Raw genomic sequence first — 24,263 nt, 5'->3', positions numbered from 1 at the left:
AAAGTCAGCAGTACTGACCTAAATGAAAGTTTTTTGAGTGAATGGGTGGCGCTTTTTGCCGCGCCACCCTGATAATAGGTCAGCTTTATTTACTTACCTGCCATAAGGGCCAGTAAAACAACGCTTCCTATAATGATGCGCCACCAGGCAAACAGGGCATAGCCATGTTGGGTGACATATCCCAAAACCCATCGCACAACGATAATCGCGCTGATAAAGGCGGTGATAAAGCCAATGACAATATTTCCCATCGCGGCCGAATCCAGAATATCGCGATTCTTGATCAGGTCCAAAGTAAATGCGCCCAGCATCGTCGGCATCGCCAGAAAGAAGGAAAATTCGGCGGCGGATCGCTTGTTTGCCCCCATTAGCAACGCGCCGACAATGGTTGCACCGGATCGTGACACGCCCGGGACCATGGCCAGACATTGGAAAAACCCGATTTTGAGGGCCATGCCCAAGGGAAAATCCTCGGCGCGGTGATATTTCGGCTGGGTGGCCTGCCGGTCTACCCACAGCATGATAAAGCCGCCGACGATCAACATGACGGCAATCAGCATGGGGGTTTCGAACAGAACGGTCTTGATAAAGTCATGGGCCAGAAGCCCGATCACAACCGCAGGCATAAAGGCCAGCAGCACAGCGCCGATAAAGCGTCGGGCGATGGGGTCATGGGGGGCATCTGTCAGAATCTGCCAGATGCGGCTTGCATAGACGCCAAGGATCGCCGCGATGGCACCCAGCTGGATGATCACCTCGAAGGCGCGGCCAGGGGAATCGAAGCCAAGAAAGTGACCGGCCAAAAGCACATGGCCGGTCGATGACACCGGAATAAACTCTGTCAGCCCCTCGAGGATCCCCAGGACGGCGGCGACAATCGTATTATGTTCCATCAGGTGTTGCGGAGGTTCTTGGCGGAATCCGTAATGGCGTCATATTGCCCCGACGGACGGAAGCGCCACAGATAGTCGTCCAGCATCGCTTCGGCTGCGACGGGCTGGATGCCCAGATCGGCAAAGCCTTTGGCGTCATCGCTGACGATATTATCTGTCCGCAGCAAGGCCAACTGGTCGCGGCTGAGGGGGTTGGTGAACAGCCCGCCGGTCAGCGTCTGCACCAAACCCAGACCGGATGCGCCGATGCCCGCGACGGGGAAGGGAATGTTGGCGACCAGTTTGCGACGGTTGGTGGCCTTCAGCACCTGACCCACGATTTCGCGCAGGGTCAGAACGTCGGGGCCACCCAGTTCATAGATGCCGGGGGCTGCGGTGCCGGTGGCGCCCATGACAGCGGCGCGGGCCACATCCTCGACATAGACGGGCTGCATCTTTGTGTTGCCACCGACGATGGGCATGACCGGACCCATGCGGGTCATTCCGGCAAAGCGGTTATAGAAGTTGTCATCCGGTCCGAAGATCACCGAAGGACGCAGAACAACCGCATCCGGGAATTGCGCCAGAACGGCGGCCTCTCCGCGTGATTTCGATGCGATATAGTTGCTAGAGGATTCGGTATCGATTCCCAGACCCGAAATATGCACTAGCCGCGCGACGCCCAGATCCTTGGAAATGCGCGCGATATGTTCGGCACCTTCGTGGAAGACGTTCTTGAAGTTGCTTTTGCCTTCGGCATTCAGGATGTTAACGCAGTTGATCGCTGCATCGGCACCTGTCAGGGCCGCACGCACCGATTCCTCGCTGCGGATATTGCACAGGACAGGGGCCACCTGACCCACTGCGCCATAAGTGCGGGTGAACAGGGCTTCGTCGGGGCGGCGCACCGCAACCCGCACGCGCCAGCCCTCTTTGGCCATGAGGCGGGCAACCTGCCTGCCGACAAAGCCCGAGCCGCCAAAGATCGTGACCAGTTTCGCCATGGGCGTCTCGCCTCCTTCGTGCCGAATGTTGCTGTGATCCTTACCCCCGCATGTGGCCTGCGGCAAGGCGGCACGGGGGCGCAGGCAATGTCCCGCACAGGGTTTTTGGCATGATTTTACGATTTGTCGAAAAAACTGTCAGAAAGATGACAGAAAGCGATTGACGGCCCCCCGAACTGCCTTTAATCAGCCGCTCATACCACCTGCCCAGGTGGCGGAATTGGTAGACGCGCACGGTTCAGGTCCGTGTGCCGCAAGGTGTGGAGGTTCGAGTCCTCTCCTGGGCACCATTATAAAAACCCCCGCAAGCTTCGTGCTTGCGGGGGTTTTTGCTATCTGAACCAATGGTTTATGGTTTCACGTGAATCGCATTGGCAGCAAACTTCCTATGCGGACGGGTGGCGCGATCCGCGCCTGCTTCGTTCCCGGCGGCGATGGTATCAAAGATATGCTGATGTTGCTGGCCAAGGACGCGCATGCATCGGGCAGACCGGTTTTGGAACAGCGATTCCGCCTGCCGGCGCAATCCACGGATCAGGTCGAAAATTTCCGGAAACAGTGAATTTCCGGCAAGTTCGGCGATGCAGTAATGAAACAGCTCAGCCGCCCGATTGTAATCATATGCCGATTCGGGCCCGCGTGACCGCTGCATTAGGGTTTCCCGATGGGCGATGTCATGGTCCGCGGCACGTGTGGCGGCCAATCGTGCCAGATGCGGTTCGATCTGGCGGGGACATCCATCAGTCGCACAAGGCTTAACTGTTCCGCCAGCAGGCGACGGCGAAACACTGTCCCGCGACGCTGCAATTCATCCAGCGCTCGGCGGATGCGTCTGCGTGATGCGCCCGACATCCCTGTCTTCCGCGTCGTTCGGGTGGTCACTGAATGACCATAGGGTGGCAAAGCGCAAGGGATGCGCTTTGCCTGTTGTGGGGGTCAGCGCCCGACAGCATAGGCCTGCATCAGGCGCGGAGTGGCGGCAGCGGTCAGCATGCCGTCGGCCTCGCGGCGGGCGGCGGTCAGGCGTCCAATGCTCCAGGGTTCGGCGACGGTGACTTGATGGCCGCGGGCGCGCAGATCGTTGATGGCAGTTTCGCCCAGACTGGGTTCGACCATCAACGCGCCGGGGACGGCGTCGCGCGGATAGAAGCTGGATTGGAAATGCGCGGTGTGAAACAGTGGCGCGTCCATGCCCTGTTGCATCGACAAACCATGGTGGACATAGCGCAGGAACCAGATCAGCTGCCACTGGTCCTGCTGGTCACCACCCGGTGTCCCGAAGGCGATCCGCGTGCCGTCCTTTTCCGCCAGCGATGGCGTCAGCGTCGTGCGTGGCCGTGCCCCCGGTTTCAGCGATGTCGGCAGCCCGTCACGCAGCCAGAACATCTGCGCGCGGCTGTTCAACGGGAAACCGAGACCCGGAATGACAGGGCTGGATTGCAGCCAGCCGCCCGAGGGGGTGGCGCTGACCATATTACCCCATTGGTCGATGACATCGATATGCACCGTATCGCCGCGCTTTTCGGTCAGATGCGCCATGGTCGGTTCGCCGGCGCTGGCCCCGCGCGCGGCATTGAAATCGGTCGCGGCGCGCAGAATGGCGTCTTCGGCCAGATGTTCGAAACCGGCGATGCGACCCGGGCGCTGGTCCATGCTGGCGGTGCCCGTGATCAGCTTGGCGCGTTCGGCGGCATATTCGGGCGACAGCAGCGCATCCATGGGTATGTCGAAGAAGTCGGGGTCGCCGTAATAAGCCTCGCGGTCGGCATAGGCCAGTTTCATCGCCTCGGTCACGGTATGGACGAATTCGGCGCCCATCGGGTCCATCGCAGCCAGATCGAAATGCTTCAGGATCTGCAACCCTTGCAACATCACCGGCCCCTGCGACCAGGGCGCGGTCTTGTGAACCGTCCAGCCGTGATAGTCGATCGACAGGGTGTCTTCCCAGCTGGCTTCCCATTCGGCCAGATCCTGACGCGACAGGATGCCGGAATGTGTGCTGCCCGACACGTCCATGACATGGGCGTCGGCCAGATAGTCACATATCGCATCGGCGACAAAGCCCTGCGACCATGCCTTACGGGCGGCATCGATGCGCGCCTGACGGGTATCGCCGGTGGCGGCATCGACCAGACCCTGCCACGTGGCGGCCAGGTCGGGGTTGCGGAACAGCGCCCATTCGGTGGGCGCGATATCGTCGGGCATCCACGTCTGCGCGCTGCTGGGCCATTCGGTGCGGAAGAAATCGGAAAGCCCCGCGATGGTATTGGCCACGCGCGGCAGCATCGGGTGGCCGTCGCGGGCATAACCGATGGCGGGGGCCATGACGTCCGCAACCTCCATGCTGCCATGATCGCGCAGCATCAGCATCCAGCCATCGAAAGCACCGGGGACCACCGTCGCCAACAGTCCCGATCCGGGGATCAGCCCGTCGCCGAAGTGTTCGCGGTAATATTCCATCGTCGCACCCTTGGGGGCCACGCCTTGGGCGCAGAGCACGCGGGTTTCGCCCGTTTCGGCGACATGGATGATGGCGGGCAGATCGCCTGCGGGGCCGTTCAGATGCGGCTCGACCACTTGCAGGACAAGGGCGGTGGCGACGGCGGCGTCGAAGGCATTGCCGCCGCGTTCCAGGATGCCCATGCCCGTCTGCGAGGCGATCCAATGGGTCGAGGCGACGGTGCCGAAGGTGCCGCGAATATCGGGGCGGGTGGTAAAATTGCTCATCAATGGAATCCTTTGTCAGTCTTCGCGCGGGTCCAGCGCGTCGCGCAGCCCGTCGCCCAGAAGGTTGAAGCCCAGCACCACAAGGAAGATCGCGATGCCCGGCCACATGGCCATCCACGGGGCTTGGGTCATGAAATTCTTGGCGGTGTTCAGCATTGCGCCCCAGCTGGGCGACGGGGGCTGTTGCCCAAGACCCAGAAACGACAGCGAGGCTTCGGCAATGATGGCACCGGCGATGGTCAGCGTGGCCTGCACCAGCACGGGGGGCAGGACGTTGGGAAAAATATAGCGGCGCAGGATCACCGGCGTCCGCAGCCCGATGGCATGGGCGCTTTCGACGTAATCCTCGGCGGCGACGCTGATGGCCTGGCCGCGCGTCAGGCGGACGAACACCGGCGTGGCGGCGATGCCGATGGCGATCATGGCATTGGTCAGTGACGGCCCCAGAAAAGCGGCCAGCGCAATGGCAAGGATCAGAAAGGGGATCGCCAGCAGCGCCTCGGTGCAGCGGGAAATGATGGCATCGATCCAGCCGCCGAAATAGCCCGCCAGAATCCCCAGCGGCACACCGATGGCAATGGCGATGGCGACCGATACGACGCCTGCCATCAGCGATGCGCGTGCCCCCCAGATCATGCGGGACAGCTGGTCGCGACCCAATTCATCAGTGCCCAGCCAATGCGCGGCGGAGGGGGGCTGACGGATCGCGCCCCAATCGGCTGCCGCGGGGTCGGGCATCGGCAGGACCGGCGCTGCAACTGCCAGAAGAACGAACACCCCGACCAGTACGACCCCCAAAAGGGCGCTGCGGTGGCCACGCAGCTTGCGCCAGACGCGCGATTGCGGGCGGCGGGACAGGACGGGATCAACGGTTGTATTGGTCATCAGCCGACCCTCAGTCGCGGGTTCAAAAGAACATAGGCAGCATCGGCGACAAGGTTCATCAGCATAAAGCCAAGCGCCGTCACCAGCACGACGCCCTGCACCACGGCATAGTCGCGGTTGAACACCGCATCGACGACCATCTTGCCAAAACCGGGGATGGTGAAAATCTGTTCGGTCAGAACGGCACCTGCGATCAATTCGCCAAACAACAGCGCGGCCAGCGTGACGACGGGGGTCAGGGCGTTGCGGAATGCGTGGTGCATCACGACGGTATGTTCGGCCAGCCCTTTGGCGCGGGCGGTGCGGACGTAATCCTGACGCAAGACGCCCAGCATGGCCGACCGCGTGTGCCGCATCAGCGACGCGGCAAGTGCTGTGCCCAAAACAAAAGACGGCATCAGCATCGTCTTGATGGATTGCACAGCATCCTCGGTCAGCGGAACATAGCCTGATGCGGGCAGCAGCTGCCATTTCACCGACACCAGCAGAATCAGCATGATCCCCAGCCAGAAGTTGGGAATGGACAGCCCCGAAAGCGCGACCACATTGGCCACGTAATCCGTCGCGGTGCCCTTTTTGACCGCTGACAGGATGCCTGCAGGAATCCCGATCACGGTGGCAAAGATCATCGACATCACCGCCAGCTGGATCGTTACCGGCAGTTTGGAGGCGATCATTTCGGTGACGGGCAGGCCGGTGCGGATCGATTGGCCCAGATCGCCTTGCAACGCGCCTTTGACCCACATCAGATATTGCATCCAGACCGGATCGTTCAGGTGATACAGATCGCGCAGACGGTTCAGCGTTTCGGGGTCGCGATCCTCACCCGCAAGGGCCAGCACGGGGTCGCCCGGCAGCATCTTTTGCAGCGCAAAGACGAAGATTGAAATCAGAACCAGCGTCGGGATCGAGATCAGCAATCTGCGGATAAGATAGGACAGCATTGCATTGGGCCTTGCATTCGGGTGGGGTCGGGCGGGGATGCCGCCCGACCGTCAGATCATTCGGTCAGCGAGACGTTTTCCAGACGGATCATCCCGTCGGGGTTCGGGGTGAACCCTTCGACCTTATCTGACACGCCATAAAGCCAAGCTTCGTTATACAGATAAAACAGCGGCTTATCGGCATTCAGGATTTCATTGGCCTGATGGTACAGGTCCTGACGTTCGGCCTGATCGCTGACGGCGCGGGCCTCGGCCAGAATGCGGTCGACTTCGGGGTTGGAATATTTGCCGTCGTTGAAGCCGCCATCGGTCGAGACAAAGCCAAGGATGTTGCCATCCGGATCGATCCGGCCCGACCAGCCGACCTGACTGGCTTCGAAGTTACCGGCGGCCTGATCCGACAGCATTGTGGCGAATTCCTTGGCGACCAGCTTGATGCGGATCCCCGTCTCGGCGGCCATGGCTTGAATCATCTGGACGACCTGCTGGTTTTCGGGCCGGTTGGGGGCCTGCAATTCCAGTTCCAGACCATCGGGGTAACCGGCTTCGGCCATCAGTTCCTTGGCCTTTTCGATATCGCGTTCCTGCACAGGGAAGGCATCGTCGAAATAGGGGCTGGCTGCGGATGAAAACTGGCTGGCCGAGGCGTTCAGCCCCGAAAAGACCACCTGATTGATGGCTTCGCGGTCGATGGACAGGGACAGTGCCTCGCGCAGGCGGGCATCCTGACCGAAGGGGTTGTCGGCACGGTCACCATTGCCGGTATTGAACGTAATGCCCTGATAGCCAAGTCCATCGGCGCGTTCATACTTCAGGTTGCTGCTGCCTTTGACGGTTTCCACATCGGTGGCAGCAAGGCGGTTGATCATGTTCAGATCGCCCGATTGCAGGTTGGCCAGACGCACGGTCGAATCCGGAATCGGCAGATAGGTGACCGCGTCCAGCTTGATGGCATCGGCGTTCCAGTAATCGGCGAATTTCTCCAGCTCGATCTTGTCTTGGGACACGCGGTTCACGAATTTGAACGGGCCCGAACAGACCGGTGCTGCGGCCATATCGTCAAAGGCCGCCGGCGACATCATCATGCCCGAACGATCCGCCAGTTGCGCCAGCAGGGGCGCGTCGGGGGCCGACAGATGCAGTTTCAGATGGGTGGCATCCACCACCTCGACCTGTTCGATCGAGCTGACTTCCGATTTGCGCACGCTGTCTTCCAGCGTTTGGGACCGTTCGATATTGGCTTTGACCGCCTCGGCGTCGAAGGGGGTGCCGTCGTGGAAGACCACGCCGTCGCGCAGGGTCATATCCGCCGTCAGGCCATCTTCGCTGACGGTCCAATCGGTTGCCAGTTGCGGCACCAGATCCAGTTCGGGCGAGACGTCGATCAGCTTGTCGCACATTGCGGTAAAGACGATGCGGCCAACAAAGGTGCGGCTGCGGTCGGGGTCCAGCGCGTCGGGGTCGCTTTCCAGCCCGATTTTCAACGTCTGGGCCTGTGCGGCCATAGCCGTTGTTCCCAAAAGGGCCGCCAGTATCAGGGTCTTGTGAAGTGTCATTCCGTAACCTCCTGTCGGGTCTTGTTTTCGTTATCGGTCAGTGCCTGCCGGTACAGCCGGAACCGTTCTTTGGCGCCATCGCTGCGCGGGGTGGGGGCGGGAATGGCCGCGTTATCCGGCGCAATCTCGCGCCAGCGGATGCAGGCGACGTCTGTGCCTGTGCCGGTATCTTCCAAAGGCGGACGCGCATCGGCGCATCGGCTTTCGGCAAAGGGACAGCGCGTGCGGAAATGACAGCCCGAGGGCGGGTCCATCGGGCTGGGTGTTTCCCCCGCCAAGGCCAGCTTTTCCGTGCTGCCTTCCGGGCCGGGAATCGCGGACAGCAGGGCGCGGGTATAGGGGTGGCGCGGGTTTTCGAATATTGCATCGGTGGTGCCGGTTTCCACGATCCGGCCCAGATACATGACGGCGACGCGGTCGCTCATCTGGCGGATGACGGCAAGGTCATGGGCGATCACGACCAGTGTCAGGCCCAGCTGGTCGCGCAGGTCCGACAGCAGGTTCACCACCTGCGCCTGAACACTGACATCCAGCGCGCTGACGGGCTCATCACCGATCAGCACCTTGGGGCCGGATGCAAGGGCGCGGGCAATGCCGATGCGCTGGCGCTGGCCGCCGCTGAATTCATGCGGATAGCGGTCCATATGTTCGGGACGCAGCCCGACCTGACGCAGCAGGCGCGCCACTTCGGACCGGCGGTCGGCGGCGCGCATGTCGGGGCGATGCGCCTCTAGCGGTTCGCCGACAAGGCGGGCGACCGACAGGCGGGGGTTCAGCGAACTGAAGGGGTCCTGAAAGATGAACTGCACGTCACGGCGCATGTCCCGCAGATCGCGGCCCGTCACCTTCGACATATCGCGCCCGTCGATGGTGATCCGACCTTCCGAGGGGGTCAGCAACCGCATTAGCAGCCGCGCGAGGGTGGATTTGCCGCAGCCCGATTCCCCGACAATGGCAAAGGTCTCGCCTTCGTTCACCGTCAGATCGACGACATCGACCGCATGCAGCAGCTTGGGCTTTTTGAACGTGCTGCCGCCCACCGGAAAGCGTTTGGCCAAACCGGTGGCCCTGATCATTTCGCGGGTCATGCGGCCCCCTGTTGCGTGACATCCAATGGGGCGAAATGGCAGGCGACGTGATGGTCGGGCCCAAGTGGCACCAAGGGCGGGGTTGTGGCGCAGACCGGCCGGGCAAAGGGACAGCGGGTGGAAAAGCGGCAGCCCTGCGGCATTGTCTCGATCGACGGCACGATACCGGGCACAGTGGACAGCCGCGTCCGTGCGCCGCGCAGGGGTGGGACGGATGACATCAGCCCGATGGTATAGGGATGCTGTGGGTCACCGAAGATTGCCCCGACCGGACCTTTTTCAACGACGCGGCCCGCATACATCACCGCCACTGTGGTGGCGATTTCGGCCACAACGCCCAGATCATGGGTGATCAGGATGGTGCCCATGCGGCCTTCTGATTGCAGTTGGCCGATCAGGTCCAGAATTTGCGCCTGAATGGTGACATCCAGCGCTGTTGTCGGTTCATCGGCGATCAGCAGGTCGGGGTTGTTGACCAGCGCCATGGCAATCATCACCCGCTGGCGCATGCCGCCCGACATCTGGTGGGGATAATCGCGCATCCGCCGTTCGGGGGCGGGAATACCGACGCGGCGCAGCATGGCCAGCGCCTGATCGCGTCCGTCGCCTTTGTTGTGACGCCGCCAGCCTTCGGCAATCTGGTCGCCGATGCGATGGGCGGGGTTCAGGCTGGACATGGGTTCCTGAAAGATCATGCCGATGCGGGTGCCGCGCAATTGCGCCAGATGGTCCTGATCGGACAGGGCCACATCCTGACCGTCAAACTGCACCCGCCCCGACACACCGGTTTGCAGCTTGGGCGCCAGCAGTCCCATCAATGCAAGCGAGGTCAGGCTTTTGCCGCAACCGGATTCCCCGACGATGCACAATGTCTCGCCCCGCCGGACCGACAGCGAAACGCCATCAAGCAGCGGTGCGGGATGGGGGGCGATCCGCAGCGATAGATCCTGCAGATCCATCAGCGGTGCATGTGGCGGCGGGCTATCTTGCATCGGACCTGAACCAATTTCTGAATGGATCAGCGTATCCATATGGATGCATCTGGCAAGAAAAAATCTGCATATTGTGCAAATCCATAGGGATTGCCTTTTTTGTGGGCAGTGTTCCGTGACGCCTTCCTCGCGCAACAGTGCCCGCCGGCGGGGAACCTTGTCATGGTTAAAGATTTTTACTGGATCGAAGCGCGCGTTTCTGGTCAGAGAGGTCCCATAAAGACGGGTCCGCTTTCTTGGATCGCGTCACACAAAAAAGCAGGACAGGCGATGAGCATCCATCTGTATCCAAATGACCTTCCCAATGATCTGGTGCTTGGCCCTATCGTTGCCATCGATACCGAAACGATGGGACTGGACCCGCGGCGCGACCGGCTGTGCCTTGTGCAGCTGTCCTCGGGTGACGGAGAGGCGCATCTGGTGCAGATCGCACGGGGCCAGACCGATGCCCCCAATCTGACCAAGCTGCTGACGGATCCCAAAATTCTCAAGCTGTTCCATTTCGGTCGTTTCGACATTGCTGCGCTGGAAAATGCCTTTGGCGTCGTCACATCGCCGGTGTGGTGCACCAAGATCGCATCCAAACTGGTGCGGACCTTCACAGACCGGCATGGATTGAAAATGCTTCTGTCCGAACTGGTCAATGTCGATGTCAGCAAACAGCAGCAGACCAGCGATTGGGGGGCCGTCGATCTGACCGATGCCCAACTGGAATATGCCGCATCCGATGTGTTGCACCTGCATAAGCTGAAAGACGCGTTGGACGAACGACTGCGGCGTGAAAACCGGTTGGGGCTGGCGCAGGCGTGTTTTGACTTTCTGCCTGCCCGTGCCCATCTGGATTTGCTGGGCTGGGGCGATGACAAGGATATCTTCCATCACTGACACCGGCTTTGGCAATCTGTAATGACTGCCAAAGGGATATTGACCGATCAAGGCAGGGGCAGACGCATGGCAGATTATATCACGACAGCGCGAAGGGTCATCCAGACCGAGATGCAGGGGCTTGCCGCCCTTGCCGACGGGCTGGACGATAAATTCATCCGCGCGGTCGAGATGCTGCTGGCTGTCAAAGGGCGCGTGATTGTATCGGGCATGGGCAAATCGGGCCATGTCGGGCGCAAGATCGCGGCGACCCTTGCCTCGACCGGCACACCGGCGCAATTCGTTCATCCGGCCGAAGCCTCGCATGGCGATCTGGGCATGGTCACACCTGCCGATCTGGCGCTGGTTCTGTCCAACAGCGGTGAAACGCCGGAACTTGCCGACCTGATCGCCCATACCCGCCGCTTCAAGATCCCGCTGATCGGGGTGGCGGCGCGTCCCGCCTCGACCCTGATGCGGCAGGCGGATGTGGGATTGGTTCTGCCCGCCGCGCCTGAAGCCTGCGGCAATGGTATTGTTCCCACCACCTCGACCACGATGACATTGGCGCTGGGCGATGCTTTGGCCGTCGCGCTGATGGAACATCGCAAGTTTACCCCCGAACATTTCCGCACCTTCCATCCGGGGGGCAAGCTGGGTGCGTTGCTGGCCAAAGTCGGTGATCTGATGCATCGTGACCTGCCTTTGGTGGCCGAAAACGCCCCCATGTCCGAGGCACTGTTGGTCATCAGCCAGAAAGGCTATGGCGTGACGGGTGTGACGGACACTGACGGTGCGCTGGTCGGCATTATCACCGATGGCGATTTGCGGCGTCACATGCAGGGTCTGCTAGATTTGCAGGCCGCTGCCGTCATGACCCCCGCGCCACGCACCATCGACCCCGATGCGCTGGCCGAGGCAGCCTTGGCGCAGATGCAGGACCGCAAGATCACCTGTCTGTTCGCGGTGCAGGACGGCAAGCCTCAGGGTATCTTGCATATCCACGACTGCCTGCGCGCGGGACTGGTGTGACCCGATGAACCGTACCCGTATCGTGCGCTGGCTTCGGGTGTTGCTGCCGTTGGTGGCACTGGCGATGCTGTCGACGATGTTCCTGCTGTCGCGGAAATCCGATACCGAATCCAGCATTCCCTATGCCGAAGTTGACGCCAAAGCCGCCGCAGAAGAAGGCCGGATTGTCGGTCCCGAATATATGGGCGTGACCAATGACGGTGTGGAATTGTCCCTGCGCGCCGCCAGTGCCACCCCCGATGACGGCGTAAGCGGCGGGCAGGCCAGCGACCTGCGGCTGGACTGGAAACGCCCCGATGGACTGACCGCTGACGTGGTTGCCCCCACAGGCGGGACGCGCGACGGCGTCGTCAACCTTCAGGGCGGGGTGGTCATGAACACCTCGACCGGCTGGCAGTTGCGGACGCAGATGTTGCAGGCGCAGACCGACCAGTCGATCATCACCGCCGATCAGGGGATCGAGGCCGACGCCCCGTTCGGACAGTTGCAGGCCGGCCAGATGCGTCTTGCCCCCGATGACACCAGCGATGACGCGCAAAAACCTGCGATATTGAATTTCTCGGGCGGTGTGCGTCTGATATACCAGCCCTGACCCCTTGCAAGGAACGACCCCATGCTTCGCCCCCTGCTGATCGCTTTGGCACTGGCTGCCGCGCCCGCATCCGCCCAGAATGTCACCTTTGGCGGGATGAAGGCCGATGTCTCGGCCCCGGTCGAGGTGGCATCCGACAATCTGACCGTCAACCAGACCGATGGCAGTGCGCTGTTTTCAGGCAATGTCGTTATCGGGCAGGGCGAAATGCGTTTGGCCGCAGATGAGGTTACTGTGCAATATGCCGAAGGTGGCCAGAACCGCATCCAGACCATGACGGCCACTGGCAATGTTACCTTGGTAAGCGGCGAAGATGCCGCCGAGGCGCAGCGCGCGGTCTATCACGTTGAAAACGGCAATGTTGTCCTAACCGGCAACGTGCTGCTGACCCAAGGCCGCAATGTCCTCAGCGGGGACCGGATCACCGTCGATCTGGCCAGCGGTTCGGCGCAGGTCAACGGGCGGGTGCGTTCGGTCCTGCAACCGGGCGCGAACTGATGCCGGATAAATCGACAGGGCTGGATGTCCGCAGCCTGCGCAAATCATACCGCAACCGGTTGGTGATCCGCGATGTGTCGGTCAACCTTGAACGGGGCGAGGTTGTGGCATTGCTGGGGCCTAACGGTTCAGGGAAGACGACCTGTTTTTATTGCATTGCAGGATTGGTCACGCCCGACGCAGGGCAGGTGATGATCGACGGACGCGATGCGACGCGGCTGCCGATGTTTCGTCGCGCAAGGTTGGGAATCGGCTATCTTCCGCAGGAAATGTCGATTTTTCGTGGCCTTAGTGTCGAACAGAACATCATGGCAGTGCTGGAGGTTGCCGTCCCCGACCCCCGACACCGCCGCGACCGGTTGGAAGAACTGCTTGCGGATTTCTCGATTACGCATCTGCGGAATGCTTCGGCGATGGCGCTGTCGGGCGGGGAACGTAGGCGGGCGGAAATTGCCCGCTGTCTGGCCTCGAATCCCAGCTTTTTGCTGTTGGACGAACCTTTTGCAGGTGTCGATCCGATTGCTGTCGGTGAAATCCGGACATTGGTCCATGCCCTGAAATCGCGCGGAATCGGTGTGCTGATCACCGATCACAACGTCCGCGAAACTTTGGGGATCGTAGATCGCGCCTATATCCTGCATGATGGTCATGTGCTGATGTCCGGCACCACCGAACAGATCGTCGCCGACCCCAAGGTCCGCGAAGTCTATCTGGGCGATAATTTCCGCATGACCTGATGGACCTGCAACCATGCAAGATGATTGCGGAATTTTCTTCACGCCCTTGTGTGGGCCGTTGACAGAACCGATCGACTGTCTCCAAATTGATATATGCGGGCCAGAACTTTCAAGGCGGCCCGTCACACCCGTTCCTGCCGTGGCCGGTTTCGGACCGGCGCAGTCGGGGCGGGCAACCGGAGAGGAAATACGATGCGCTACACCATCAGCGGAAAACACATCGATGTCGGAGATGCGCTTAGCTCGCATGTCAAAACCGAGCTGGGCGAAACCATCGAGAAGTATTCGCAACGCCCCACGGATGCGACGGTCACCTTTTCCAAAGACGCCCACCAGTTCTTGTGCGACGGCGTCGTGCACCTGTCCACCGGCCTGAACGTGACGGCCCGTGGCACGGCCAACGACATCTATGCTGCCTTCGAGGCTTGCCGCGAAAAGATGGACAAGCAGCTGCGTCGCTATAAGCGTCGCCTGAAGGATCACCATAAGGAACGCGCCGAGCCGGTTGTCTTTGGACAAGCAGGCAGCTATGTCCTTGCCGCTGATGAGGATGAGTGGGAATCGCAGGATAGCGGTCTTCAACCCATGATCATCGCCGAGATGGAATCGCGAGTCCCGACCTTGTCGGTCGGTGATGCCGTCATGCAGATGGAACTGTCAGGAATGCCCCTGTTGGTGTTCCGCAACGAGAAACATGGAGGCGTCAATGTCGTCCACCGCCGTGATGACGGCAATGTCGGATGGGTCGACCCGCGCGGAAACGGCTAGAACCCGACGCGCTTTGACGCTGCAGTGACTGGGTCGCCCCCGAGCATCATGTTCGGGGGCGCACAGCTTGGGAAAGACGCTGGTACATGCAACTAAGTGAAATCCTCCGACCCGGGGCCGTGCGGTCATTGGGTCAGATCAGTTCGAAAAAGCGATTGTTTCAGGAACTGGCCGATCTGGCGCAGGCGGAATACCGGCTGAATGCCTCCGAGGTGCTGGACGCTTTGCAGGAACGCGAAAGCCTTGGTCCGACCGGTGTGGGGCAGGGCGTGGCCTTGCCGCATGCGCGTCTGCACGGGCTGGACCGCGTCGCAGGTATCTTCCTGCGTCTTGAAAAGCCGCTGGATTTCGACGCGGTTGACCGCCAGCCGGTCGATCTGGTTTTTGCGCTGCTGGCCCCCGAAAGCAGTGGTGTGGACCACCTGAAGGCATTGGCGCTGGTATCGCGCACCCTACGCGACACGGATCTGCGCACCAAGCTGCGCGCCAATGACGATCCTGTCGCCTTGCATGCCGTTCTGGCCGCGGCCCAAGGGATCAAAGCCGCCTGAGGCTTTGAGAATGGCCGGTTCGGCCCTATGATGGTGGCGACCATGAAAGGGAGGACCATCATGACCCGTCACCTTGCAGACCAGCCCAGAACGCGGGGCACCGCCCGTGCCCGCGAATTCCTGAAACAGGAACGCGCAGCCTTTATGCATCCCGCCATCCGCAGCCTTTATGCATCCCGCCATCCGCAGCCTGCACAGCAAACCGCTGGCGCGCAGCGACGACAGTCGTAAAACAGGCGAATATGCCCGCATTGCGCGCGGAAAACTGACCTGATCCCACGCAAAAGGGCCGCCATACGGGCGGCCCTTGCAATCCATCGGGGTCGCGGGATCAGGCGCGGACCAATGCCTCATAGCTGGCAGCAACGTCGCGGGTGATCTGGCCGACCTGAAAATGCCAGTCGCCGATCTGGCCAACGGGGGTCACCTCGGCTGCGGTGCCGGTCAGCCAGCATTCCTGAAAGGTTTCCAGTTCTTCCGGCAGAATACGCCGTTCATGCACGGTCATGCCCTGATCGCGCAGCATCTGGACGACGGTCTGACGGGTGATGCCGTTCAGAAAACGGTCTGCCAGCGGGGTGTGGATTTCTCCGTCCTTGACGAAAAAGATGTTCGCGCCGGTGGCTTCGGCAACATAGCCTTCCCAATCCATGAACAGCGCATCCGAACAGCCTTTGGCTTCGGCGGCATGTTTGGACATGGTGCAGATCATGTACAGACCGGCGGCCTTGGCTGCGGTCGGAATGGTTTCGGGGCTGGGGCGCTTCCATTTGGCAACGTCCAGTTTGGCGCCGTCCCATTTGGCATCGCCGTAATAGCTGCCCCATTCCCACGCGGCCACCGCCATGCAGACAGGGTTGCGCGCCGCTGAAACGCCCATATCCAGACCCGACCCGCGCCATGCGACCACACGCACATAGGCGTTTTCGAACCCGTTGGCTTTCAGCACAGCCTCTTTGGCGGCGTCGATTTCTTCGGCGGTATAGGGAATCGGCATGTCCAGAAGCCGCCCCGATTCCAGCAGGCGCAGCGAATGTTCATGGCTTTTGAAAATTTTGCCGTCATAGCACCGCTCACCCTCGAATACCGAAGAGGCGTAATGCATTGCGTGTGACAGGATATGTACGTTTGCGTCGCGCCAGTCGACCAGTTCCCCGTTCATCCAGATCTTGCCGTCGCGATCGTCGTAAGCCGCCGTCATGTCTTTCTCCATCCGCCGCCCGATTTTACGATTCTTGCGTATGTCAGGGCGGATTTGGCACGTTTGTTACGCAAGATGGTTGACGGCTAGCAATCACTGTTTAGAAAGTCAACAACGCTGCCATAAAGTGCAATCGACAGAACAGGATGGGCCGGATGCAGGAAAAGACGCGGATTCAGACGATGGTCGGTGAGGATCTGCTGTTTCTGACCGATGATCAGCTGCGCCGCGGGATCGAGGCGATGTTCTTTGCATATCGTGCATTTACAGCCGATCCCGATATGATTCTGGCCGATCTGGATTATGGTCGTGCCCATCATCGGGCGTTGCATTTCATCAACCGCGATCCGGGGCTGACGGTGACATCGCTGCTGGCGGTGCTGGGGGTGACGAAACAATCACTCAACCGTGTTCTGCGCAGCCTGATCGACGACGGGCTGGTGGACAGCCGCATCGGGCGCCGGGACCGCCGCGAACGCCAGTTGTATCTGACCGCCGCCGGGACCGCGCTGGAACGTCGCCTGTCCGAAGCACAGCGCGCAAGGATGCGATCTGCCTATCGCAGTGCCGGTCCGCAGGCGGTATCGGGTTTCCGGCAGGTTCTTGAAGCGATGATGGACCCCGAGACGCGGGCACAGTATCAGTCGCTCAAGGATCTTCCCGAAGACCGCTGAGGCATCATGACCCTACCCGATACCCATCTGCTGATCGTTGACGATGACGAACGCATCCGCGCGTTGCTGGCGCGGTTCCTGCGCAAAAGCGGCTATATGGTCACCATGGCCCGTGACGCCCTGCAGGCCCGCCGTTTGTTGGCGGGGCTGGAATTCGACATGATCATTCTGGATGTGATGATGCCGGGTGAAGACGGGCTGGCCCTGACCCGCGATTTGCGCACCCGCATCCAGACGCCCATCCTGCTGCTGACCGCCAAGGGCGAAACCGAGGATCGCATTAGCGGCCTTGAAAGCGGTGCGGATGATTATCTGGCCAAGCCGTTCGAACCGCGCGAACTGTTGCTGCGCATCGGGGCCATTCTGCGCCGCGTGCCTGTGGTCGAACTGGCCCAACCGAAGTTTCTGTCTTTGGGACAGCTGCGCTATGATACGGAAAAGGGCGAATTATGGCAGGGCGAAACCCCCATGCGCCTGACCGGCACCGAGGCCGCTTTGCTGCGCCGTCTTGCCGCCAGCCGTGGCCAGCCCGTCAGCCGCAGCGATCTGATCGAGGATCTGGGGCGAGGCGGCACCACGGATGAGGCGGAAAACGGCGAACGTGCCATCGACGTCCAGATGACCCGGTTGCGCCGCAAGATCGAACCCGACCCGCGCGAACCGCGCTTTTTACAAACCGTCCGCGGCACCGGCTATATGCTGGTGGTGGACTAGTCGCGCCACGGGGCATAGCTTGCGCAGGTGATGGACAGGGCAACATATCAGGGAATCGCGCTGGACGGTGACGCAGCACTTGCGTTGCTGGAATGGCAGATGGAAATGGGCGCGGATGTGCCGGTGATGGACGATCCGGTGGACCGGTTCGAACTGCCCGCCCGTGTGCCCGCCCCCGACCTGCCCGCCATCGCGGTCGAGGCTACGCCGAAAATTCCGCCCATCCCCTCCGAGGCTGACGACCTTGCCCAACGTGTAGCACAGGCGAAATCACTGGCGGCAGGGGCGATGTCGCTGGAGGATCTGGCAACGGTTCAGGAACGGTTCGACGGGGTCGAGCTGAAGAAAGGCGCGCGCAATTTCTGCTTTGCCGATGGCAGGCCCGATGCCCGCGTGCTGATTCTTGGCGAGGCACCGGGCGACGAGGAAGACCGTCAGGGCCGACCTTTTGTTGGCCGTGCAGGAAAGCTACTGGACCAGATGTTTGCGGCCATCGGTATGGCCCGCGACGCTGTCGATACCGAAAAAGCGGTCTATATCACCAACGTCCTGACATGGCGTCCGCCGGGCAATCGCGACCCCAGTGCAGATGAAATTCTTGTGAGTATGCCGTTCCTTGCACGTCATATCGAACTGGCCGACCCTGATATTATCGTCCTGATGGGCAATATCGCCTGTCAGGCCGCCTTGGAAAAGCGTGGCATCCTGCGGCTGCGGGGCCAGTGGGTGCAGGCGTTCGGCCGTCCGGCGCTGCCAATGACGCATCCTGCCTATCTGTTGCGCAACCCTGCCGCCAAACGCGACGCATGGGGCGACCTTCTGTCCCTGTCGGCCAAACTGGAATCGCTTTCCGTTTAGGTTTCGTTTCCCCATCATAGGGTATCCGGACCGTCCGACATATGGATCCATAACGCATGCGTTTTCTGACCCGTGGCCTGATGGGGCTGTTTCTGACTTTTGTGACCGTTGCGCTGCTGTTTTTAGCGGCTTTACAGATATGGCAGGCGTCCCTACCTTCGGAGGGTGACGCCAGACAGGGGCGTGGGCCCTCGGAACAGGTTTATGTCGCCCGTTTGCTGAACATTGCCGCAGGACAGGTCCAGCCCGAACTGCAGGTTTTCGGCAGTGTCGAATCGCGGCGCGAATTACAACTGCGGGCCGGTGCATCAGGCAGGATCGTGGAACTGGCGGATGCCTTGCAGGAAGGCGGAACGGTTGTGGCGGGGCAATTGCTGGCGCGGATCGACCCTTCGGCGGCGCAGGCAGCACTGGATAACGGTCAGGCGCAACGCGATGACGCCGAAGGTGCATTGGCCGATGCGCGACGGTCGGTTCTGATTGCCCAGCAGGATCTGGCCGCAGCCGAACGTCAGGCCGAACTGCGCGAAGCTGCCGTTGTCCGTCAGCAGGAACTGTCCGGTCGCGGACTTGGCACCAGCGCTGACCGCGAAACCGCGCAGCTGGCTGCATCGACTGCCGAACAGGCCGTTATCAGCCGCCGCGCGGCATTGGCCGATGCCGAAAGCGCCGTGACCCTATCCGAAAGCGCGCTGCGCCGGTCCGAGGTTGACCTGTCCGAGGCGCGCCGCGAACTGGCCGATACCGAATTGCGCGCGGGTTTTGACGGACGTGTGACCAATGTGACCGTGGTGCAGGGCGGGCTGGTCAGTCTGAACGAACAGCTGGCCACCATCATCGACCCCGACGCGCTAGAGGTGCAGATCCCGCTGTCCCTGAACCAGTTCGCGCGACTGGTGGATGCCGATGGCAAGCTGGGCGATCATCCAGTGACCGTGGTTCTGGATGGCAGTGCGGGCCAGCTGACGGCCAAGGCGCAACTGGATCGGGCGGCGGCATCTGTCGCCTCGGGCAGTGCGGGGCGGATTGTCTTTGCCCGTATCACCGAAGGCGGCGCGGCTTTGCGTCCCGGTGATTTCGTCCGCAGCCATATCACCGAACCTGCGGTGGCCGATGCCGCCGTGGTTCCCGCCACCGCGATCGGGGCCGATGGCGCGGTGCTGGTCGCAGACGCAAATGGCCGTTTGACGGCGATGCTGGTCAGCATCCTGCGGCGGCAGGCCGACGATGTGGTGATCCGCGTCCCACCGGAATTGGAGGGCGCGCGCATTGTCGCCGAACGCGCGCCGCAACTGGGCACGGGCATCCGTATCCGCGATGCCGAGGCCCCCGAACCTGCCACATCCGAAGCCGACCGACAGGCGCAACGGGATCAGGGGCAGGGCCGTGGCTAGATCGCGCGGGCTTTTATCGCTTTTCGTCCGCCACAAAACGCTGGCGAACCTTGTGCTGGCCGTCATGGTTGTGGCCGGCCTTTATGCCGCGCCCCGTTTGCGGGCGCAGTTTTTTCCCGACACGGTCATTCAGGAAATCGACGTCGACGTCCAATGGGACGGGGCAGGTGCCGATGATGTCGATCGCTCCATCATCGGCGTCCTTGAACCTGCGCTGATGGGGGTTGAAGGTGTCGATCTGACCGAAACCCGCGCCACGCAGGGCGCGGCCCGACTGCGTCTGGAATTCGAACCCGATTGGGATATGTCGCGCGCCGCAGCCGATGTTGAAACCGCCATCAGTGCCGCAGGCGATCTGCCCGAAGGGGCAGAAGATCCGGAAATCACCCGCCGTGCGTGGCGCGATTCCGTGGCCGATGTGGTGATTTCAGGGCCTGTCGGCCTGGCCCAGCTGGGCCGGATTGCCGATGATCTGTCCAACCGGCTTTATGCGCGCGGCGTGACGCGTCTGTCCACGGTGGGGCTGTCGGCCCCCGAAACGCTGGTCGAACTGAATATGGCCGATCTGATCCGGCACGATGTCTCGATGGAGGATGTGGCCACGGTCATCGGTGCCGCTGCTGCCGTGACACCGGCGGGGGATATTTCTTCGGGGACGGCGCGGGTGCGGACGGGGACGGAAACCCGCGATCCGGCGGCGGTCGGGGCGTTGGTCCTGAAGGCGCAGCCCGATGGCACGCAGCTGACAGTCGGGGATGTGGCCACCGTCAGTGACAGCGGGATCGACCGCGACATCGCTTATTTCGTCAAGGGCCAGCCCGCCGTGACGGTCGCCGTCCAGCGCAGTGCCACAGGCGACGCCATCGGCATGCAGCGGCAGGTCGAAGATGCCGTCGCCCAGATGGCCCCGACCCTGCCGCAGGGCGTCACGATGGAACTGGTCCGTGCGCGGGCCGAGCTGATCTCGGCGCGGCTGGATCTGTTGCTGGACAATGCAGTCATGGGGCTGGCACTGGTGCTGGGGCTGCTGTTTTTGTTCCTGAATGCCCGCACGGCCATCTGGGTGGCGGCAGGTATTCCGGCATCGCTGCTGGCCGCGGTCGCCCTGATGTATGCGGCGGGCATGACGATCAACATGATCTCGCTTTTCGCGCTGATCCTGACGCTGGGGATTATCGTCGATGATGCCATCGTCGTGGGGGAGCATGCCGATTACCGCGCCCGCAAACTGGGCGAGGCCCCGAAGGTCGCCGCCGAACGGGCCGCCACCCGCATGGGTGCGCCGGTGGTGTCATCGACCCTGACAACGGTCATTGCCTTTGCGGGGCTTGCCTTCATCGGCGGCCGTTTTGGGCGGTTGGTCAGCGATATTCCCATGACGGTGATCATGGTATTGATCGCATCACTGGTGGAATGCTTTCTGATCCTGCCCAACCATATGGCCCATGCGCTGGCCAGCAGTGCCAAGGTCAGATGGTACGACCGGCCCTCGATCGTGATGAACCGCTGGCTGGACCGCTTTGTGGCGACTGTGATCCGGCCCTTGACGCGGTTCGTGCTGCTGTGGCGCTATCCGGTACTGGCACTGACGATTGTCGGTCTGTCATGGTCGGCGGCGACGCTGATGTCGGGCAAGGTGCCGTGGCGGTTCTTTGACGCGCCCGAACAGGGCAGCGTTGCGGGCAATTTCGCCATGCTGCCGGTCGCTGATCGTGACGATACGCTGCGGGTCATGGGGCTGGTGCAGGCGGCAGTCGAAAAAGTAGCCGCCGAATATGAAGGCGAATACGGCCTGAACCCCGTCACCCATGTCATGACCATGGTCGGCGGCAATGCCGGACGTCCGCTGCCCGGTGCTGAAACAAAGGATGCCGACCTGCTGGGTGCGGTGCAGCTGGAACTGATCGATCCGGATTTCCGCCCCTATTCCAGCTTTGAATTCGTTCAGGCACTGCAACAGGCGATGCCGACCGATCCGCGTCTTGAAACCATTAGCTTTCGCGGGTCACGGTCGGGGCCCGGCGGGGATGCCATATCGGTTCGTATGACCGGCGCGGATGCGATCCAGCTTAAGGCCGCAGCCGAGGCATTGAAACAACGTCTGGCCCAATCCCCCGAGGTATCCGCGTTGGAAGACAGCATGGATTACGACAAGGACGAACTGGCCCTGAACCTGACCCCGCAGGGCGAAGCTTTGGGCTTTACCACGCAATCCCTTGCCCGCGAATTGCGCCAGCGCCTTGGCGGGATCGAGGCGGCGACCTTCCCCGTCGGCACCCGCACCGGTGTCATCACCGTCGAATTGCCCGAGGAAGAACGCCGCGGCGATTTTCTGGACAGCATGTTGATGCGGACCGCGTCAGGGCAATGGGTGCCCCTATCCGATATCGTCACTGTCACCACCGAGGCAGGTTTTTCTGTCGTCCGGCGTGAAAACGGTGAACGGATGATTCTGGTCACGGGGGATATTTCCGGCGACGATCCCGCACGCGCGGCCCAGATTACCCAAGACCTGCAAGACAACCTGCTGCCCGATATCGCTGCCGAATATGGTGTGCTCTACGATGTCACCGGCTTGTCCGAGCAGGAGGGCGAATTCCTGTCGGACGCGCTGGCCGGTTTCGCCTTGGCACTGACGGGCATCTATATGGTGCTGGCGTGGATCTTTTCCAGTTGGGCGCGTCCCTTGGTGGTGATGTCGGTCATCCCTTTCGGGCTGATCGGCGCGGTTTGGGGGCATGACGCGTGGCAATTGCCGCTAAGCATGTTCTCGATCGTCGGGCTGATCGGCATGTCGGGGATTATCATCAATGATTCCATCGTGCTGATTTCCACCATCGATGAATATGCTGTGGATCGCGGTTTGCGTCCGGCAATCATGGATGCCGTGGCCGACCGTTTCCGGCCCGTGTTGCTGACCACGGCCACAACCGTTCTGGGGCTTGCGCCGTTGTTGTATGAACGGTCCTCGCAGGCGTTATTCCTGAAGCCGACCGTCGTGACGCTGGCCTATGGTCTGGCCTTCGGCATGGTGCTTGTGTTGCTGGTTGTGCCTGCGGTGCTGGCCATCGGGGCCGATCTGGCACGGATGCGTCAGGGGTTCCGCCGCAGCCTTGCAACCGGTCGTGCGCCCGCCATGCGGCGTGCGATGCGGATGGCAACAGCGGCTGCGATACTGGCCTTTGTGGTGACGTTGCTGCCACTGGCGGCTGTTGCGGTGGCGGGGGTTGCCCTGCCCGCATGGTGGCCACTGGCGGGTGCCGGAATTGCTTTTGGCAGCTATCTGTTGCTGCTGGCTCTGGTCCTGATCGGCGCGGGGGTGATGATCCGCCGCGCCGCCACGGCCTAATCCTGCAGATCACATCCCGACATTTCAACCGCCGAGGAATTTCCTTCGCTGCCGGTTACCATTGTCACGCGCAGGGCCTTGGGGTCGATGTCAAAGGGTTTGCCCGTCGGTCCGACCATTTCGACCACCGCACTTGGGCCCTGACCCTTGTCCACCAGATCGGCAGATGACACCCAGATGTCGGGTTGGTCCGTCAGCTCTATCGCGGCAAGCGTGATGTCGGGTGATGGCAGCGCGACGGACAGCCGCATGCCATCATCCATTTCTGTCAGCCGGCATGAAAAATGACCTGCGATCCTTGCGGGTTCGGCTTTAAGGGCAGCCAGAATGACAGGGTCTGGATCGGGTGCGGCCTGACCGGCGGTCAGATCCAGAGCGGCAGGCACGCAGATGCTTTCGCACAGACCGATATCGACCTGCGTTTCGACCGCAATTGGTTTTGTCGCATCGGTCGCATGGGCCGTAAAGGGCAGGACCAGCCGGTCGTGATAACCCATTTCCAGCGTATCACCGGATCTGATCGCTTGGGGGGCGGGCCAGTGGAATGTCACGTCCGACAGGTTCTGCGACCCTTCCCATTCGAAATGCGGGGGCAGGCCGGTATCGCCGGGCGTGCGCCAATAGGTTTTCCAGCCGGGTTCCAGCACCAGTTCCAGTGCCATCACGCGGTCACCTTGTGCATCGGTCCACCCCGGCAGCAGCCGTGCCGATTGCAGACCGGGGGGCATGATGGCTGCGGCGTCCGGCGTGTCGTCAGCCTGCCACGGCGTTGATTGCCAAGGTGTGGACAGCAATTCCTGCGACAGTGCCAGATGGGGGGCAAGGCAGGTGGCGGTAAGAAGAAGGGCGGTAAATCTGGATGAAATGCGCGTCATGGACAAATACCTAGCCGTCAGGTGACCCCTATGGAAAGTCACAAATGCGCGTGAGCCTTGCAACATTGCCCCCAAGCCACGATCTTTG

The 24,263-nt window shown here is 61.6% G+C and carries 24 protein-coding genes and 1 tRNA gene; 14 read left to right on the top strand and 11 right to left on the bottom strand.

The window, feature by feature from the left end; all coding sequences use genetic code 11:
• Window positions 1-89: 89 nt before the first annotated feature.
• Together DWB67_RS04250 and DWB67_RS04245 are read right to left on the bottom strand one after the other, a co-directional pair.
• Window positions 90-893 (bottom strand): undecaprenyl-diphosphate phosphatase, encoded by an 804-nt coding sequence (locus tag DWB67_RS04250; protein WP_119806280.1) that lies wholly within the window; start codon window positions 891-893, stop codon window positions 90-92.
• Entirely contained in the window at window positions 893-1,876 is a 984-nt protein-coding gene (locus DWB67_RS04245; protein ID WP_119806279.1) for a complex I NDUFA9 subunit family protein, read from the bottom strand. The genes DWB67_RS04250 and DWB67_RS04245 overlap by 1 nt, the downstream gene beginning before the upstream one ends.
• Window positions 1,877-2,081: 205 nt before the next feature.
• Here DWB67_RS04245 and DWB67_RS04240 point away from each other — a divergent pair.
• Window positions 2,082-2,166: transfer RNA gene (locus DWB67_RS04240), tRNA-Leu, on the top strand.
• Between the two features lie 59 nt (window positions 2,167-2,225).
• Here the strand turns inward: DWB67_RS04240 and DWB67_RS18595 are convergent.
• The 7 genes from DWB67_RS18595 to DWB67_RS04205 form a co-directional block, all read right to left on the bottom strand.
• A complete protein-coding gene (locus tag DWB67_RS18595; RefSeq protein WP_182911486.1) occupies window positions 2,226-2,579 on the bottom strand; it encodes an FCD domain-containing protein in 354 nt (117 codons plus the stop codon).
• Between the two features lie 233 nt (window positions 2,580-2,812).
• A complete protein-coding gene (locus tag DWB67_RS04230) occupies window positions 2,813-4,603 on the bottom strand; it encodes a gamma-glutamyltransferase family protein (protein WP_119806277.1) in 1,791 nt (596 codons plus the stop codon).
• A gap of 15 nt (window positions 4,604-4,618) precedes the next feature.
• Complete coding sequence (locus tag DWB67_RS04225) at window positions 4,619-5,488, bottom strand: ABC transporter permease (RefSeq protein ID WP_119806276.1); 870 nt, start codon at window positions 5,486-5,488, stop codon at window positions 4,619-4,621.
• Window positions 5,488-6,432: an ABC transporter permease gene (locus tag DWB67_RS04220; RefSeq protein ID WP_119806275.1), complete on the bottom strand. Its 945-nt coding sequence runs from the start codon at window positions 6,430-6,432 to the stop codon at window positions 5,488-5,490. Before DWB67_RS04220 ends, DWB67_RS04225 begins: the two co-directional genes overlap by 1 nt.
• Window positions 6,433-6,488: 56 nt before the next feature.
• Window positions 6,489-7,988: an ABC transporter substrate-binding protein gene (locus tag DWB67_RS04215; protein WP_119806274.1), complete on the bottom strand. Its 1,500-nt coding sequence runs from the start codon at window positions 7,986-7,988 to the stop codon at window positions 6,489-6,491.
• A complete protein-coding gene (locus DWB67_RS04210; protein WP_119806273.1) occupies window positions 7,985-9,076 on the bottom strand; it encodes an ABC transporter ATP-binding protein in 1,092 nt (363 codons plus the stop codon). Before DWB67_RS04210 ends, DWB67_RS04215 begins: the two co-directional genes overlap by 4 nt.
• Window positions 9,073-10,107, bottom strand: coding sequence for an ABC transporter ATP-binding protein (locus DWB67_RS04205; protein WP_255418547.1), 1,035 nt, complete (start codon window positions 10,105-10,107; stop codon window positions 9,073-9,075). Before DWB67_RS04205 ends, DWB67_RS04210 begins: the two co-directional genes overlap by 4 nt.
• A gap of 231 nt (window positions 10,108-10,338) precedes the next feature.
• On the opposite strand from DWB67_RS04205, the gene DWB67_RS04200 reads away from it, so the two are divergent.
• From DWB67_RS04200 to DWB67_RS18000, 8 genes are all read left to right on the top strand, one after another.
• Entirely contained in the window at window positions 10,339-10,953 is a 615-nt protein-coding gene (locus DWB67_RS04200) for a ribonuclease D (protein ID WP_119806272.1), read from the top strand.
• A gap of 66 nt (window positions 10,954-11,019) precedes the next feature.
• A complete protein-coding gene (locus DWB67_RS04195; RefSeq protein ID WP_119806271.1) occupies window positions 11,020-11,964 on the top strand; it encodes an SIS domain-containing protein in 945 nt (314 codons plus the stop codon).
• Window positions 11,965-11,968: 4 nt separating this feature from the next.
• Window positions 11,969-12,556, top strand: a complete 588-nt coding sequence (locus tag DWB67_RS04190) for a hypothetical protein (protein WP_119806270.1) — start codon at window positions 11,969-11,971, stop codon at window positions 12,554-12,556.
• A gap of 21 nt (window positions 12,557-12,577) precedes the next feature.
• On the top strand, window positions 12,578-13,054 hold the full coding sequence (gene lptA, locus DWB67_RS04185; protein WP_119806269.1) for a lipopolysaccharide transport periplasmic protein LptA: 477 nt from the start codon (window positions 12,578-12,580) through the stop codon (window positions 13,052-13,054).
• Window positions 13,054-13,791, top strand: coding sequence for an LPS export ABC transporter ATP-binding protein (lptB, locus tag DWB67_RS04180; protein WP_119806268.1), 738 nt, complete (start codon window positions 13,054-13,056; stop codon window positions 13,789-13,791). The genes lptA and lptB overlap by 1 nt, the downstream gene beginning before the upstream one ends.
• 192 nt (window positions 13,792-13,983) lie before the next feature.
• A complete protein-coding gene (hpf, locus tag DWB67_RS04175) occupies window positions 13,984-14,559 on the top strand; it encodes a ribosome hibernation-promoting factor, HPF/YfiA family (protein ID WP_119806267.1) in 576 nt (191 codons plus the stop codon).
• 86 nt (window positions 14,560-14,645) lie between these two features.
• Window positions 14,646-15,110: a PTS sugar transporter subunit IIA gene (locus DWB67_RS04170; RefSeq protein ID WP_119806266.1), complete on the top strand. Its 465-nt coding sequence runs from the start codon at window positions 14,646-14,648 to the stop codon at window positions 15,108-15,110.
• A 60-nt stretch (window positions 15,111-15,170) separates the two neighbouring features.
• A complete protein-coding gene (locus DWB67_RS18000) occupies window positions 15,171-15,341 on the top strand; it encodes a hypothetical protein (protein ID WP_182911485.1) in 171 nt (56 codons plus the stop codon).
• A 100-nt stretch (window positions 15,342-15,441) separates the two neighbouring features.
• Here DWB67_RS18000 and DWB67_RS04165 read toward each other — a convergent pair whose 3' ends face one another.
• Entirely contained in the window at window positions 15,442-16,311 is an 870-nt protein-coding gene (locus DWB67_RS04165) for a branched-chain amino acid aminotransferase (protein WP_119806525.1), read from the bottom strand.
• Window positions 16,312-16,466: 155 nt separating this feature from the next.
• Here DWB67_RS04165 and DWB67_RS04160 point away from each other — a divergent pair, with 155 nt between their 5' ends.
• From DWB67_RS04160 to DWB67_RS04140, 5 genes are read left to right on the top strand one after another with little or no spacing between them, the layout of a single operon-like run.
• Window positions 16,467-16,985 (top strand): MarR family winged helix-turn-helix transcriptional regulator, encoded by a 519-nt coding sequence (locus tag DWB67_RS04160; protein ID WP_255418546.1) that lies wholly within the window; start codon window positions 16,467-16,469, stop codon window positions 16,983-16,985.
• 6 nt (window positions 16,986-16,991) lie between these two features.
• Window positions 16,992-17,699 (top strand): response regulator, encoded by a 708-nt coding sequence (locus DWB67_RS04155; protein ID WP_119806265.1) that lies wholly within the window; start codon window positions 16,992-16,994, stop codon window positions 17,697-17,699.
• 30 nt (window positions 17,700-17,729) lie between these two features.
• Window positions 17,730-18,557, top strand: coding sequence for a uracil-DNA glycosylase family protein (locus tag DWB67_RS04150; protein WP_119806264.1), 828 nt, complete (start codon window positions 17,730-17,732; stop codon window positions 18,555-18,557).
• A gap of 56 nt (window positions 18,558-18,613) precedes the next feature.
• Entirely contained in the window at window positions 18,614-19,951 is a 1,338-nt protein-coding gene (locus DWB67_RS04145; protein WP_119806263.1) for an efflux RND transporter periplasmic adaptor subunit, read from the top strand.
• Window positions 19,944-23,300, top strand: a complete 3,357-nt coding sequence (locus DWB67_RS04140; protein ID WP_255418545.1) for an efflux RND transporter permease subunit — start codon at window positions 19,944-19,946, stop codon at window positions 23,298-23,300. Before DWB67_RS04145 ends, DWB67_RS04140 begins: the two co-directional genes overlap by 8 nt.
• Here DWB67_RS04140 and DWB67_RS04135 read toward each other — a convergent pair.
• A complete protein-coding gene (locus DWB67_RS04135) occupies window positions 23,297-24,175 on the bottom strand; it encodes a protein-disulfide reductase DsbD domain-containing protein (RefSeq protein WP_182911484.1) in 879 nt (292 codons plus the stop codon). The two genes, DWB67_RS04140 and DWB67_RS04135, sit on opposite strands and share 4 nt — an antisense overlap.
• Between the last annotated feature and the right edge of the window lie 88 nt (window positions 24,176-24,263).

This window comes from Paracoccus sp. JM45 (assembly GCF_003590715.1).
Lineage (GTDB): Bacteria > Pseudomonadota > Alphaproteobacteria > Rhodobacterales > Rhodobacteraceae > Paracoccus.
Note: the sequence above shows the minus strand (reverse complement) of the source record. Positions and strands in the feature narration are given on the sequence as shown.